This is a genomic window from Streptomyces sp. NPDC051136 (genome assembly GCF_044455745.1).
Lineage (GTDB): Bacteria > Actinomycetota > Actinomycetes > Streptomycetales > Streptomycetaceae > Streptomyces.
The window spans coordinates 139,433-153,490 of the sequence record NZ_JBITFE010000004.1; the positions used below are offsets into that span (position 1 = coordinate 139,433).

Here is a 14,058-nt window from a genome sequence, read left to right on the forward strand (position 1 = left end):
CAAACTGTGGTGTGATCCGGGCGCGTTGGGGAGGCGGGGCGTGAGTGAGCGGCGGGCCGCACCCACCGTGGGCCAGGTGGTCCTGGGCAGGCGGCTGCAGGAACTGCGGGAGACGGCGGGCCTCAGGCGCGAAGAGGCGGCCAAGGTGCTCCGGGTGGCGCCGGCGACCGTGCGGCGCATGGAGACGGCCGAGGTCGCGCTGAAAATACCGTACGTCCAGATACTGCTGACGGCGTACGGCGTCGCCTCCGACGAGGTCTCGGCGTTCGTCGCGCTCGCCGAGGAGGCGAACCAGCCGGGCTGGTGGCAGCGGTACCACGACGTGCTGCCGGACTGGTTCAGCCTGTACGTGAGCCTGGAGGGCGCGGCGCGGATGGTCCGCTCCTACGAGCCGCACTTCGTGCCGGGGCTGCTGCAGACCGAGGACTACGCGCGCTCGGTCCTGGAGGCCGGCACGATCGGCAGTGCGGGCGGGGACGCGGTGGAGCGGCACGTCTCCCTGCGCATGGAGCGGCAGCGGCTGCTGGAACGCCCGGACCCGCCCCACCTGTGGGTGGTGATGGACGAGACGGTGCTGAAGCGGCCGGTGAGCATCGACGGCCGGGTGATGCGCGAGCAGCTCGACAAGCTGCTGGACTTCGCCGTCCGGGACCGGGTGACGCTACAGGTCGCCGAGTTCGAGGACGGACCGCACCCCGGGACCTACGCGCCGTTCACCCTGTTCCGGTTCGCGGAGCCGGAGCTGCCGGACATGGTGTTCACCGAGTACCTGACGGGCGCCCTGTACCTGGACTCCCGCACCGAGGTCTCGGCGCACCTGGAGGTCCTGGACCACATGACGGCCCGCGCCGCCTCGACCCAGCGCACCGAGAAGATCCTGCGGGCCTACCGCGAGTCCTTCTGACCCGGCCCCTCCCGAGGACGCGGCGACCTTCCCGAGGACGCGGTGACCTTCCCGAGGACGTGGCGGCCCTCCCGAGGACACGGCGGCCCGCCCGCCCTTTGACCCGTACGGGCGCCGCGAAAAGGTGCGCTCCCCCGCCCGCCCCTAGGTTCGGGAACCAGGGCCGGCGAGCACCAGCGACGGGTGAGCAAGGGAGCGCACGTGACCGACACGCGGACACCGCCCACCGAGCCGGGCGCGGCGCTGCTGCGCGCGGGACGCTTCTTCCGGCCGGGCACCGCCGCACCCGACCTGCACAGCATCGGGCTGGTCGGGGGCCGGGAGTCGGACGCCTTCTACCGGGACCGCTGGAGCCACGACAAGGTCGTGACGTCGACGCACGGCGTGAACTGCACGGGGTCGTGCCGCTGGAACGTGTTCGTCAAGGACGGCATCATCACCTGGGAGACCCAGGCCACGGACTATCCGTCGGTGGGCCCGGACCGCCCCGAGTACGAGCCGCGCGGCTGCCCGCGGGGGGCGGCGTTCTCCTGGTACACCTACTCGCCGACCCGCGTGCGCTACCCGTACGTGCGCGGGGTGCTCCTGGAGATGTACCGGGAGGCGAAGGCCCGGCTGAAGGACCCGGTGCTGGCCTGGGCCGACCTCCAGGGCGACCCGGAGCGCCGCGGGCGCTACCAGCGGGCGCGCGGGAAGGGCGGCCTGGTCCGGGCGAGCTGGGACGAGGCGGTGGAGATGGTCGCCGCCGCGCACGTCCACACCATCCGCAGCCACGGCCCGGACCGCATCGCGGGCTTCTCCCCCATCCCCGCGATGTCGATGGTGTCGCACGCGGCGGGCGCCCGCTTCCACTCGCTGATCGGCGCCCCGATGCTGTCGTTCTACGACTGGTACGCCGACCTGCCGGTGGCGTCCCCGCAGGTCTTCGGCGACCAGACGGACGTGCCGGAGTCGGGCGACTGGTGGGACGCGGCGTACCTGATCATGTGGGGCACGAACGTGCCGGTGACCCGTACGCCCGACGCGCACTGGATGGCGGAGGCCCGCTACCGGGGCCAGAAGGTGGTCGTGGTCTCGCCCGACTACGCCGACAACACCAAGTTCGCCGACCAGTGGCTGCACCCGCACCCCGGGACGGACGCCGCGCTGGCGCTGGCGATGGGGCACGTGGTGCTCAAGGAGTTCTTCGTCGACCGCGTCACCCCGTTCTTCGACGACTACGTGCGGCGCTTCACCGACCTGCCGTTCCTGGTGACGCTGACCGAACGGGACGGCGCGCACGTCCCGGACAAGTTCCTGCGCGCCGCGGATCTCGGGCAGGGCGGCGAGGACGCCCGCTGGAAGACGGTCGTGCTGGACGAGGCGACGGGCCGCGCGGTCGTCCCGAACGGCTCGCTGGGCTTCCGCTGGAACGAGGCCGACCGCGGGAGGTGGAACCTGGACCTGGGCGACGTACGCCCCCGGCTGAGCCTGCACGGGCATGAGATGGCGTCGGGCGTGGAGGTGCTGCTCCCCCGCTTCGACACCGAGGGCGGCCCGCACGGGCAGGGGCGCGGGGAGGTGCTGCGCCGGGGGGTGCCGGCGACCCGCCTGGGCGGGGCGACCGGGCCGCTGGTGACCACGGTCTTCGACCTGCTGCTCGCGCAGTACGGCGTGGCGCGTCCGGACGTGCCGGGCGACTGGCCGGCGTCGTACGAGGACGCGGAGGCGCCCGGGACGCCGGCCTGGCAGGAGACGCACACCTCGGTCCCGGCGGCGGCCTGTGTGCGGATCGCCCGGGAGTTCGCGCGGACGGCGGAGCGGTCGAAGGGCCGCTGCATGATCCTGATGGGCGCGGGCACCAACCACTGGTTCCACTCGGAGACGATCTACCGGAGCTTCCTGGCGCTGCTCCAGCTCACCGGCTGCCAGGGCCGCAACGGCGGCGGCTGGGCGCACTACGTCGGGCAGGAGAAGTGCCGCCCGGTGACCGGATGGGCGTCGCTGGCCGCCGCGTCGGACTGGTCGCGCCCGCCGCGCCAGGCGATCGGCACCGGGTACTGGTACCTGCACACCGACCAGTGGCGCTACGACCGGTTCCGCGCCGACGTCCTCGCCTCACCGCTGGGCGAGGGACGGCTGGCCGGGATGGCGGGCGCGGACTGTCTCGCCCTGTCGGCGCGCACGGGCTGGATGCCCTCGTACCCGACGTTCGACCGCAACCCCTTGGAGCTGGGCGAGTCCTTCGGCGACCCGGTGGCGAACGCGGTGGCCGAACTGCGGGCAGGCACCCTGAAGTTCGCCGGCGAGGACCCGGACGCGCCGGAGAACTGGCCGCGGATCGTGACCCTGTGGCGGGCCAACCTGCTCGGTTCCTCCGGCAAGGGCGCCGAGTACTTCACCAAGCACCTGCTGGGCACCCAGTCCTCGCTGCGCGCCGAGGAGGCGGCGCCCGGCGAGCGGCCACGCGACGTGGTCTGGCACGAGAAGGCTCCGGAGGGAAAGCTCGACCTGCTCCTCTCACTGGACTTCCGGCACACCTCGTCGACGCTGCTCTCGGACGTGGTGCTGCCCGCCGCGACCTGGTACGAGAAGCACGACCTGTCCAGCACGGACATGCACCCCTACGTGCACGCCTTCTCCCCGGCCGTGAGCCCGCCGTGGCAGGCGCGCACCGACTTCGACACCTTCAAGCTCCTCGCGGAGAAGCTGAGCGAACTGGCCGAGGACCACCTCGGGGTGCGCAAGGACCTGGTGGCGGCGCCGCTCCAGCACGACACCCCGGGCGAGATCGCCCAGCCGGGCGGCGTCGTACGGGACTGGCGGCGCGGGGAGTGCGAACCGGAGCCCGGCAGGACCATGCCGAACCTGGTGGTCGTGGAGCGCGACTACACGGCGGTCGGGGCGAAGTTCGCGGCGCTGGGACCGCTGGTGGAGGCCAAGGGGCTGCCCGCCAAGGGCATCACCCTGAAGCCGGACGAGGAGGTGGCGCGGCTGCGGGACCTCAACGGCACGGTGCGCGGCGGCCCGGCCGACGGGCGTCCGGCGCTGGACACGGCGGTGAAGGCGGCCAACACCATCCTGTCCCTGTCCGGCACCACCAACGGCCGTCTGGCCACCCAGGGCTTCCACACGCTGGAGGAGAAGACCGGGCAGGCGATGGCCCACCTCGCCGCCGAGCAGGAGGGCAAGCGGATCACGTACGCCGACACCCAGGCGGCGCCGGTCCCGGTGATCACCTCGCCGGAGTGGTCGGGCAGCGAGGCGGGCGGACGGCGCTACACGGCGTTCACGCTCAACACCGAGCACCTCAAGCCCTGGCACACCCTCACCGGACGGCAGCACTTCTTCGTCGACCACGACTGGATGCACGAGCTGGGCGAGGCGCTGCCCGTGTACCGGCCGCCGCTGGACATGCACCGGCTGTTCGGCGAGCCGCGGCTCGGCCCCGACGGCCACCGCGAGGTGACGGTCCGCTACCTCACCCCGCACAACAAGTGGTCCATCCACTCCGAGTACCAGGACAACCTGTTCATGCTGGCCCTGTCCCGGGGCGGTCAGACCATCTGGATGTCCGCCGAGGACGCGGCGGCGATCGGGGTCGCCGACGACGACTGGATCGAGGCGGTCAACCGCAACGGCGTGGTCGTGGCCCGAGCCATCGTCTCGCACCGCATGCCGGCCGGCACGGTCTTCATGCACCACGCCCAGGAACGCACGGTCAACGTGCCGCTCGCGGAGACGACCGGAAAGCGCGGCGGCGTGCACAACTCGCTCACCCGCCTCCTCCTCAAGCCGACCCATCTCATCGGCGGCTACGCCCAGTTGTCCTGGGCCTTCAACTACCTCGGCCCGACGGGCAACCAGCGCGACGAGGTGACGGTCATCCGCCGCCGCTCCCAGGAGGTCGAGTACTGATGCGTCCGATGGCCCAGGTCGCGATGGTCATGAACCTCGACAAGTGCATCGGGTGCCACACCTGTTCGGTCACCTGCAAGCAGGCGTGGACCAACCGGCGCGGCATGGAGTACGTCTGGTTCAACAACGTCGAGACCCGCCCGGGACAGGGCTACCCCCGCCGCTACGAGGACCAGGAGAAGTGGCGGGGCGGCTGGGAGCTGAACCGGCGCGGCGCGCTGCGGCTGAAGGCGGGCGGCCGGTTCAAGAAACTCGCCGGGATCTTCTCCAACCCCCGGCTCCCCGAGATCAAGGACTACTACGAGCCCTGGACGTACGACTACAAGAACCTCACCGACGCCCCGCTCGGCACCGACTACCCCGTCGCGCGGCCGGTCTCGCAGCTCGACGGAAAACCGATGAAGATCGGCTGGTCCTCCAACTGGGACGACAGCCTGGGCGGCGCGCCCGCCTACGGCGACCTCGACCCGATGGTGGAGCGCACCCGGCAACAGGCGTCGGAGAAGGTGCGCTTCGCCTACGAAGAGACCTTCATGTTCTACCTGCCGCGCATCTGCGAGCACTGCCTCAACCCGTCGTGCGTGGCCTCGTGCCCGTCCGGGGCGATGTACAAGCGCGCGGAGGACGGCATCGTCCTGGTCGACCAGGACCGCTGCCGGGGCTGGCGGATGTGCGTGACCGGCTGCCCGTACAAGAAGGTGTACTTCAACCACCGCACCGGCAAGGCCGAGAAGTGCACCTTCTGCTACCCGCGCATCGAGGTCGGCCAGCCCACGGTCTGCTCGGAGACCTGCGTGGGCCGGCTCAGGTACCTGGGCGTGGTCCTCTACGACGCGGACAAGGTGACCGAGGCCGCCGAGACGCCGGACGAACACGACCTGTACGAAGCCCAGTTGGGCGTCTTCCTGGATCCGGAGGACGGGCAGGTGCGGCGCGCCGCCGAAGAAGCGGGGATCCCGTTCGACTGGATCGAGGCGGCCCGGCGCTCCCCCGTGCACGCGCTGGTGAGCAGGTACCGCGTCGCGCTGCCCCTGCATCCGGAGTACCGCACGATGCCGATGGTCTGGTACATCCCGCCGCTGTCACCGGTCGTGGACGCGCTGACGGAGACCGGGCACGACGGCGAGGACGCGGACAACCTGTTCGGCGCGATCGACACGCTGCGCATCCCGCTGGAGTACCTGGCCGAGCTGTTCACGGCCGGCGACACCGGCCCGGTGCGGGCCTCGCTGGAGAAGCTGGCCGCGATGCGCGCCCACATGCGGTCGGTGAACCTCGGCGAGGACCCGGACCCGGCGGTCTGCGCCGGCGTCGGCATGCGCCCCGAGGAGGTCGAGGAGATGTACCGGCTGCTGGCGATCGCCAAGTACGAGGAGCGGTACGTGATCCCGACGGCGGCCGTCGGGGACGCGCACCGCCTGGAGGCGTCGGCGCTGCCGGACACGTGCAGCCTCGACACCGACGGCGGCCCGGGCATGGGCGGCGACGGACCGTTCGGGCAGGACTCGGGCCGCAGGCGGCTGCCGCTGGTGCCGGTGGAGAACTTCCACATCCTGCGCAGACGGCAGACCGCCGACGACGAGCGGGAGGTCTGAACCGATGCCCGGCTTCGAGGTGCTGTACCAGGCGGCGGCGCTGTGTCTGACCTATCCCGACGACGACTTCCGCGCCCGGCTGCCCCTGCTGCGCGAGGCGGCGCCGCAGCTGCGCGGCTTCACCGACCACGCGGCGGTGACCGGGCAGGGCGCACTCCAGGCGCACTACGTGGAGGTCTTCGACTTCAGGAACCGGCACAGCCTGTACCTGAGCTGGTGGACCGACGGCGACACCCGCAACCGCGGGATGTCCCTGGTCCGCTTCAAGGAGCTGTACCGCGCGCACGGCCTGGAGTTCACCGGCGAGGAGCTGCCGGACTTCCTGCCCGCGGTCCTGGAGTTCGTCTCCCGCACCGGGGACATGACCATGCTCACCGAGCACCGCGACGCCCTGGACCAGCTGCGTTCCCGGCTCACCGCCTTCGGCACGCCCTACGCGTGCGTCCTGGACGCGGTGTGCGCCACCCTGCCGCCCGCACCGATGGGAGCCCGCCGATGAACGTCTTCCTGTGGGGCGTGCTGCCCTACGCCGCCTTCGCGCTGCTGGTCGCGGGCCTGGTCTGGCGGCACCGGTACGACCGGTTCGGCTGGACGACGCGCTCCTCGCAGGTCTACGAGTCCAAGCTGCTGAACATCGCCTCGCCGGTCTTCCACTACGGCATCCTCTTCGTGCTGGCCGGCCACCTGATCGGGCTGTTCGTCCCGGCGTCCTGGACGCAGTCGATCGGCATCAGCGAGCACGCCTACCACCTGTTCTCGCTGTACGGCGGCACCGCCTCCGGGGTCCTCGCGGTCGCCGGCATCGGCATCCTGATCTACCGGCGCCGCACCAACGCGCCGGTGTTCCGCGCCACCACGGCCAACGACAAGCTCATGTACGTCTTCCTGCTCGGCGCGCTGCTCCTGGGCATGATCGCCAAGCTCTCCGACACCTCGGGCGACGGCTACGACTACCGCAGCACCATCGCCCCCTGGTCGCGCAGCCTGTTCACCCTGAACCCCAAGACCGAGCTGATGGAGGGCGTGCCGCTGCTGTACCACGTGCACGCGGTGGTCGGGATGGTGCTGATCGCCCTGGTGCCCTACACCCGTCTGGTGCACATGTTCAGCGCCCCCCTTCAGTACCTGACCCGGCCCTACGTGGTCTACCGGTCGCGCGACCCCAGGCAGCTGGGCCCGCGCCCGGACCGGCGGGGCTGGGAGCGCGCGGGCTCCTGACCCGTGTTCGCGTCCAGGTACTTCTGGTCGTGCAGGAACCACCGGTCGGCCGGCGGGGCCGTCACGGACGACGGTGCGGTGGCGCCGGGCCGTCCGCGCCCTCCGGCACGGGACGTGGGCGTGCCGGAGGGTGCGGGGCGTCCGCGTCAGGCCAGCTTGGCCGACAGGGTGATGGTCGTGCCGGTCAGGGCCTGGCTGACCGGGCAGTTCTTCTTGGCGTCCTCGGCGGCGGCGACGAACGCGTCGTTGTCCAGGCCGGGGACGGTGCCCTCCACGGTCAGGTGGATGCCGGTGATGCCCTCGCCGGGCTGGAACGTGACGTCGGCGGAGGTGGTGAGCTTGGTGGGCGGGGTGCCGGCTCCGGCCAGGCCGTTCGACAGCGCCATGGAGAAGCAGCTGGAGTGGGCGGCGGCGATCAGCTCCTCCGGGCTGGTCTTCCCGTTGGCCTTCTCGGCACGCGACGGCCAGGAGACGGGCTGCTCGCCGATGCCGGACGAGTCGAAGGTGACGACACCGTTGCCCTCGAGCAGGTTGCCTTCCCAGACGGTGTGTGCGGAGCGCGTGGTTGCCACGGCGGGTCCTCTCGAATTCGCTTGCTGTACTGGGGCGGTGGTAGCCCGTGCCCGGGTTCCCGCCCCCATCCGATCACACTCCTGCTCGGCGCACCGGGAAGACCGCCCTTCGGGCGGGCCCGGGGGACGCGCTCGACGCGGGGTGCGGCGGGCCGGGAGGGGGCTGTGTCCCCGCGGCGGCCGGGTCAGGGTGCGGTGGCCGCCTCCGCGCGCCGCCTGCGGGCGGCCATCACCGCGTACACCAGCACGCCCGCGAAGAGGAACAGCACGCCCTGGTAGACCGCCGCGTAACCGGCGCCCGCGACGAGCCACAGGGAGAAGGCCGCCGCGACCGCCGCGATCACCCCGTCCCGCACCAGCCGCGCCCGGTCGACCTTCTCGCCCTGCCCGGAGACCAGGTGGAAGATCTGGGCGGCCGCGGCGAGCAGGTACGGAACCGTCGCGGTGAAGGTGGTGACCAGAACGAGGACCTCGAAGACCTTCGCCGAGCCCGACGTGTAGTTGTAGACCGTGAGCAGGGAGGCGAGGACGACGGTGACGGCGACGCCGGTCGTCGGGACGCCGCGCCGCTTGCGCGCGAACGCGGCGGGGAAGAGGCCGTCCCGGGCCGCCGCGTACGGGGTCTGGGCGCTGAGCAGGGTCCAGCCGTTGAGGCAGCCGGTCATCGAGACCAGGGCGGCCAGCGCGACGGCCCAGCCGCCCCAGGCGCCGCCGAACATGGCGTTCACGGCGTCCGAGAAGGGCGCGTCGGAGGTGCCCAGGCGGTCGTGGGCGACGGTGCCGAAGACCGAGAGGGTGCCGAGAAGATAGACCAGGGCGGCGCCGGCGGTGCCGATGACCGTGGCCCGGCCGACGGTGCGGCGGGGGTCCTTGACCTCTCCGGCGCTGACGGCGGCGGACTCCACGCCGAGGTAGGAGAAGAGCAGGATCGCGGCGGCGGCGGAGACCGCGCCGATGCCGCTGGAGCCGCTGGCGTTGAACGGGCCGAGGTTGTCCGGGTCGAAGAAGAACAGCCCGCCGACGGCGACGAGCAGCAGCGGTGCGAACTTCAATACGGTGGAGACCAGCTGGACGGCGCCCACGTAACGGGTGCCGGCGAAGTTGGCGAGCGCCGGCAGCCACTGGACGACGAGCGCGGCCAGACACGCGGTCCAGCGGTGGTCGTTCACCGGGATCAGGACGTCGAGGTAGCCGACGGCGGCGACGGCGAGGGCCGCGTTGGACACCCAGGTGGTGATCCAGTACGCCCAGGCGGCGAGGAACCCGGCGAAGTCGCCGAAGGCCCCGCGGGCGTAGACGTAGGGGCCGCCGGTGCGCGGGTCGCGGGCGGCGAGGCGGCCGAAGACCAGGGCGAGCGCGATGGCGCCGACGGTCAGGACGCCGAAGGCGAGCAGGCTGACGGTGCCGAAGGGGGCGACGGAGGCCGGGAGCAGGAAGATGCCGCCGCCGATGATGTTGCCCATGACCAGGGCGGTGGCGACGGGCAGCCCGAAGCGGCGGGCGTGCCGGCCGGGGCCCGGCGCGGAGTCGGCCGGTGCTGGGCGGGCGGTGGGGCCGGTGTCGGGGGCCGCGGGGGTCTCCTGCGGTCCCGGAGCCGGTGGGGGGACGGTCCCGGGGACGTGCATGGGGTGGTGCGCCTCTCATGGAACGAGGCCCGGGATCGCCGGGCCAGCCCATGGTCGGGCACGGTCCCGAGCCGCGCCAAATCAGGCGGTTTTGTCCTGCACGAACCCGTCCGCGACGGGAAAAGGTGCGCCCTCGACCACGTTCGGCCGCAGATCGTCCGTGCCCACGGGCACCTGGGGGCCGTTCGACTCGCGCAGCCAGTCGCGGAGGATCCCGTGGATCTGCTCGGCGCCGACGATCTCCTCGCCCTGCTCGGCCGGGGCCGACAGCACGGTCGGCGACAGCAGGAAGGCGCGCGACTGGGGGCCGCCGAGTCCGCCGTGGGAACCGATCTGCTCCTCGAAGGCGAGCACTTCGCCGTCGGCCGGGTCGTGGAAGGAGTTGACCATGATGTCGGCCGTGTGCGGGAAGGAGTGCGTGCGGCGTACGGCGTCGGCGGCGCCGGGGCCGAAGGGGGCGAGCGGCCCGGGGTCTCGGTCGAGCCGGTCCAGGGGGACCTCGGCGCCGCGCGCGCCGAGCACGACACCGCCGTGTTCCTCGCTGCACACCAGCAGGAAGCCGACGCCGGGGTGGTTGGCGAGGGTCGGCAGCAGGGCGGGGTGGCGGGCGTCGATCTCCTCCCGCGTCATCCGGTGCGGCACGTCCGGGAACGAGACCAGACCGAGGTTGCCGGAGGCCAGCACGATCGGCTCGGAGCGGCGCCCGGTGGGGGTGTCGGCGGGCCGCTGCTGTCCGGCGCCCTCCTCGACGGGGCGGTGCAGGGCGGCCCGTACGGTGTTGCGCGCCTCGGCTCCGCTGCGGGTGCGCCGGGCGCTGCGCGGCACGGGCAGTCCGCAGCCGGCCCGCACCAGGTCGGCGAGGGTGAGGCCGTAGCGGGCGCGGAACGTCTCACCGGGGCTCTGGCCGTGGTCGGAGAGGACCACGATCCGGTAGGGGCGGGGGGCGTGGTCGGCGACGTTCTCGATCAGGGCGAGCGCCCGGTCGAGCCGCCGGAGGACCTTGGCGGCGTCGCGGCTGTCCGGCCCCGAGTGGTGCGCGACTTCGTCGTAGGCCACCAGGTCGGCGTAGACGGCGGTGCGGCCGGCGAGCATGTCGCCCATGACCGCGGCGACGACGACGTCGCGTTCGACGACGGTGGCGAAGGCGCGGACGAAGGGGTAGAGGCCGCCGCGGGAGACGCGCGGGCGGACCTTGTGGACGCGGGCCCGGGTGGACTGGCCGATCTCCCGGCCCACCTCGGCGACGAAGGACATCGCGGTGCGCACCGCGTTGGCCGGGTCGGAGAAGTAGGCGAAGTAGCCGGACCTGGAGCGGGTCTCGCGGCTGCGGCGGCGGGTGGCTATGGACAGCACGAGTGCCTGTTCGTCGGCGCCGCCGCCGAACAGGTTGCCGCGGCTGGCGCCGTCGAGGCTGAGCAGTCCGCCGTCGCCGGTGCGCCGGACGGCGCGGTACTGCAGTTCGGCGGCGCTGGTCGGGCGGTTGCAGACCATGACCTCGCCGCTGTCCTTCTCGTACCAGCGGAAGGCGGGGACGTCGTGGTTGCTGCCGTGCAGGATGCCGAGCTGGCTGGCGCCGGTCTGGCTGGACCAGTCGGTGCGCCACAGGTCGAGGCGGTGGGTGGCGGAGGCGCCGTCGCGGCCGAGCCAGCGGGCGACGGTGGGCATGACGCCGCGGTCGACGGCGTCCAGGAGGACGTCGTGGCCCACGCCGTCCAGTTGCAGAAAGACGGTGCCGGGTCCGGCCGGGCAGGGCGGCCCCGATCTGCGGCGGCGGTCGGCGAGCCGGTAGAGGCGGCTGCGGTAGGCGTCGTCGTCGCGCACGGCCAGCGCGCCGCCGGTGGCGGAGGCGACGGCGGACATGACGGCGGCCACCACGACCGCCGTCTCGGGGGCGACGCCGCCGCGGCCGGCCGGGTTCACGTCGATGGCGAGGAGCAGCAGCCCGCCGTTGAGGAAGAAGACGAGCAGACCGAGGACGAGGGCCGGCACGAGGAGCAGCAGGCGGACCAGGAGCGGCCAGACCAGTGCGGAGAGCAGACCGAAGGCACCGGCCCCGACCGCGGCGGTCATGGCGATGTCGGTCGCGCTGTCCCCGTCGGGCGACTGGAGCCGGAAGTCCGGCAGGATCCCGGCGAGCACGAGCATGGTGAGCGTGGACACGGCCCACACCGCGACACTGCGCCCGATCTGGCTGGCGACCCGGCGCCAACGGCCTCCACTCACGCTCCGCACACCTCACGTCCCCGGCCCGTCGTCCGTGCGGGCCGCCCCCACCCTGCCACAACGCTACGGAGCGCCCGTTTGTCCCCCCGGGTCCGGTTCACACCCCGGGCCGGCGGTCAGCGCCCGTCGTACCCGGCCGTCGGCATCGACAGTCTGCGGTGCACGCACGCCTTCATCCGGGCGTCGTAGGCGGGTTCGGCGTGGCCGGCGGTCTCGACGCGCACGCCACGCCGCACGCACTCCGCGGTGAAGGCGTCGACGGAGGACAGCGCGCTCTCCAGCACCCGCCGGCTGGGCGCCACGAACAGGTCGTGGCCCGGCCGTACCCCGTCCCACAGGGCGTCGTGGTCGGGCCGCAGGCCGCACACCAGCAACTGGCGGGCGACGACGTATCCGTGCTCGGCCGCCCAGCGGGCGCACATGGCGTGCTGGCTGCGGGAGTCGACCAGGAAGGGGTCGTCGTCCAGCTGTTCCAGTGGCGTCAGACTCGCGATCGCCGTCACCCGCACCGGCCCCATGGTGTCCCCCCTCACCTCCCGTTTTCGCCGCTGACCCTACTCCTGGACGTAGGCTTCGGGGAGTCGCGCGAAGGAGGCAAAGAGGTGCCGGTGGAGCTCACGTGGTGGGGTCACGCCACCTGCACGGTCGAGGACTCGGACATCAGGGTGCTCACCGATCCCCTGTTCGTACGCCGGCTCGCCCACCTGCGCCGCAGGCGGGGCGCGGTGCCGCCGCCCGAGGCGTGGCGTGCGGACGTCACGCTCGTGTCCCACCTGCACGCCGACCACCTGCACGTGCCGTCGCTCGCGCGGCTCGCGCCGGGCACGCGCCTGCTCGTGCCCCGGGGCGCGCGACGGGCGGTGCCGGGGTTGCGCCGGCTGGGGCACCTGGAGCTGACCGAGGTGGCGCCCGGGGACGAGACGACCGTCGGTGACCTGCGGATAAGGGCGGTGCCCGCACGGCACGACGGGCGGCGGCTGCCGGTCGGACGGCACCGTGCCCCCGCGCTCGGCTTCGTCGTCGAGGGCGAGGGCCGGACCTACTTCGCCGGGGACACCGGGCTGTTCGACGGCATGGAGAAGGAAGTCGGGCCGATCGACGCGGCGTTGCTGCCGGTGGGCGGCTGGGGCCCGAACCTGGGTGCGGAGCACCTGGACGCGGGGCGGGCGGCCGAGGCGCTGGCCCGGCTGGCGCCGCGCGCCGCGGTGCCGGTGCACTACGGCACGTACTGGCCGATCGGGATGAACGCCGTGCGCCCCCATGAGTTTCACACGCCGGGGCAGGAGTTCGTGCGCCTGTCGGCGCTGCGTGCGCCGGGGGTCGCGGTGCACCGGCTGGGGCACGGCGAGAGTGTGCGGGTGGAGGTCGCGCGGTGAGCTGGCTGGGGGCCGCGGCGCTGAACATACCGACGGAGCCGACGCAGCAGGCGTTCGGCTACCCGTCGCTGTTCCTGCTCGTGCTGATCGGGGCGCTGGTGCCGGTGGTGCCGACGGGCGCGCTGGTCAGTTCGGCGGCGGTGGTGGCGCTGCACCAGACGCTGCCGTTCGCCATGCTGATGGTGTTCGTGACGGCGTCGCTGGCCGCGTTCGCCGGGGACATGGCGCTGTACTGGCTGGGCCGGCGCGGCGTGGGTTCGAAGAACGGTTCGCGCTGGCTGGAGGCGATCCGCCGCCGGGCGCCGGAGGACCGGCTGGAGCAGGCCGAGGAGAAACTCGCCGAGCACGACGTCGCGGTCCTGGTGCTCTCCCGGCTGGTGCCGGCCGGCCGGATACCGGTGATGCTGGCCTGTCTGCTCGCCGAGTGGCCGCTGCGCCGCTTCGCCCGGGGCAACCTGCCGGCCTGTCTGGCCTGGGCGCTGACCTACCAGCTGATCGGCGTTCTCAGCGGCGCCCTGTTCAGCAGGCCCTGGGAGGGCGTGGCCGCGGCCATCGCCCTCACCGTCGTGGTCGGCGGGGCGCCGGGGGTGTGGCGCCGGTTCCGGAGGCCGGCGAAGGCGTAGACGCAGGCGCAGGCGCAGGCGCCGA

Annotated in this window: 11 protein-coding genes; 7 read left to right on the forward strand and 4 right to left on the reverse strand. The window is 72.9% G+C overall.

Annotated features, from left to right (window positions below; translation table 11 throughout):
• Positions 1-40: 40 nt before the first annotated feature.
• The 5 genes from ACIBCJ_RS13125 (at position 41) to narI (ending at position 7,614) form a co-directional block, all read left to right on the forward strand.
• The gene (locus ACIBCJ_RS13125) at positions 41-904 is read left to right on the forward strand and encodes a helix-turn-helix transcriptional regulator (RefSeq protein WP_362093778.1); all 864 of its coding nucleotides are present in this window, start codon (positions 41-43) and stop codon (positions 902-904) included.
• A gap of 201 nt (positions 905-1,105) precedes the next feature.
• Positions 1,106-4,801 carry a nitrate reductase subunit alpha gene (locus ACIBCJ_RS13130; RefSeq protein WP_365978065.1) on the forward strand — a complete coding sequence of 1,232 codons (3,696 nt, stop codon included), beginning with the start codon at positions 1,106-1,108 and terminating at the stop codon, positions 4,799-4,801.
• Positions 4,801-6,396: a nitrate reductase subunit beta gene (gene narH, locus ACIBCJ_RS13135; RefSeq protein WP_365978066.1), complete on the forward strand. Its 1,596-nt coding sequence runs from the start codon at positions 4,801-4,803 to the stop codon at positions 6,394-6,396. The genes ACIBCJ_RS13130 and narH overlap by 1 nt, the downstream gene beginning before the upstream one ends.
• 4 nt (positions 6,397-6,400) lie before the next feature.
• The gene (narJ, locus tag ACIBCJ_RS13140; RefSeq protein ID WP_362093769.1) at positions 6,401-6,895 is read left to right on the forward strand and encodes a nitrate reductase molybdenum cofactor assembly chaperone; all 495 of its coding nucleotides are present in this window, start codon (positions 6,401-6,403) and stop codon (positions 6,893-6,895) included.
• Complete coding sequence (gene narI / locus ACIBCJ_RS13145) at positions 6,892-7,614, forward strand: respiratory nitrate reductase subunit gamma (protein WP_362505113.1); 723 nt, start codon at positions 6,892-6,894, stop codon at positions 7,612-7,614. Before narJ ends, narI begins: the two co-directional genes overlap by 4 nt.
• Positions 7,615-7,760: 146 nt before the next feature.
• On the opposite strand, the gene ACIBCJ_RS13150 is transcribed toward narI, so the two are convergent.
• The 4 genes from ACIBCJ_RS13150 to ACIBCJ_RS13165 all read right to left on the reverse strand — a co-directional run bounded on the left by ACIBCJ_RS13150 (position 7,761) and on the right by ACIBCJ_RS13165 (position 12,552).
• Positions 7,761-8,186, reverse strand: coding sequence for an OsmC family protein (locus ACIBCJ_RS13150; RefSeq protein WP_115745177.1), 426 nt, complete (start codon positions 8,184-8,186; stop codon positions 7,761-7,763).
• 185 nt (positions 8,187-8,371) lie between these two features.
• Positions 8,372-9,811: an amino acid permease gene (locus tag ACIBCJ_RS13155; RefSeq protein WP_365978067.1), complete on the reverse strand. Its 1,440-nt coding sequence runs from the start codon at positions 9,809-9,811 to the stop codon at positions 8,372-8,374.
• Between the two features lie 81 nt (positions 9,812-9,892).
• Positions 9,893-12,034: a phage holin family protein gene (locus ACIBCJ_RS13160; protein ID WP_365978068.1), complete on the reverse strand. Its 2,142-nt coding sequence runs from the start codon at positions 12,032-12,034 to the stop codon at positions 9,893-9,895.
• Between the two features lie 116 nt (positions 12,035-12,150).
• Positions 12,151-12,552, reverse strand: a complete 402-nt coding sequence (locus ACIBCJ_RS13165; RefSeq protein ID WP_365978069.1) for a hypothetical protein — start codon at positions 12,550-12,552, stop codon at positions 12,151-12,153.
• A gap of 84 nt (positions 12,553-12,636) precedes the next feature.
• Between ACIBCJ_RS13165 and ACIBCJ_RS13170 the strand changes: the two genes are divergently transcribed.
• Positions 12,637-13,410, forward strand: a complete 774-nt coding sequence (locus ACIBCJ_RS13170) for an MBL fold metallo-hydrolase (RefSeq protein WP_362093749.1) — start codon at positions 12,637-12,639, stop codon at positions 13,408-13,410.
• Positions 13,407-14,033: a VTT domain-containing protein gene (locus ACIBCJ_RS13175; RefSeq protein ID WP_362093746.1), complete on the forward strand. Its 627-nt coding sequence runs from the start codon at positions 13,407-13,409 to the stop codon at positions 14,031-14,033. Before ACIBCJ_RS13170 ends, ACIBCJ_RS13175 begins: the two co-directional genes overlap by 4 nt.
• Positions 14,034-14,058: the final 25 nt, after the last annotated feature.

Coding starts and splice junctions, on each gene's coding strand:
- ACIBCJ_RS13165 (WP_365978069.1), bottom strand. CDS start 12,552: ATGGGGCCGGTGCGGGTGACGGCGATCGCGAGTCTGACGCCACTGGAA.
- narH (WP_365978066.1), top strand. CDS start 4,801: ATGCGTCCGATGGCCCAGGTCGCGATGGTCATGAACCTCGACAAGTGC.
- narI (WP_362505113.1), top strand. CDS start 6,892: ATGAACGTCTTCCTGTGGGGCGTGCTGCCCTACGCCGCCTTCGCGCTG.
- ACIBCJ_RS13155 (WP_365978067.1), bottom strand. CDS start 9,811: ATGCACGTCCCCGGGACCGTCCCCCCACCGGCTCCGGGACCGCAGGAG.
- narJ (WP_362093769.1), top strand. CDS start 6,401: ATGCCCGGCTTCGAGGTGCTGTACCAGGCGGCGGCGCTGTGTCTGACC.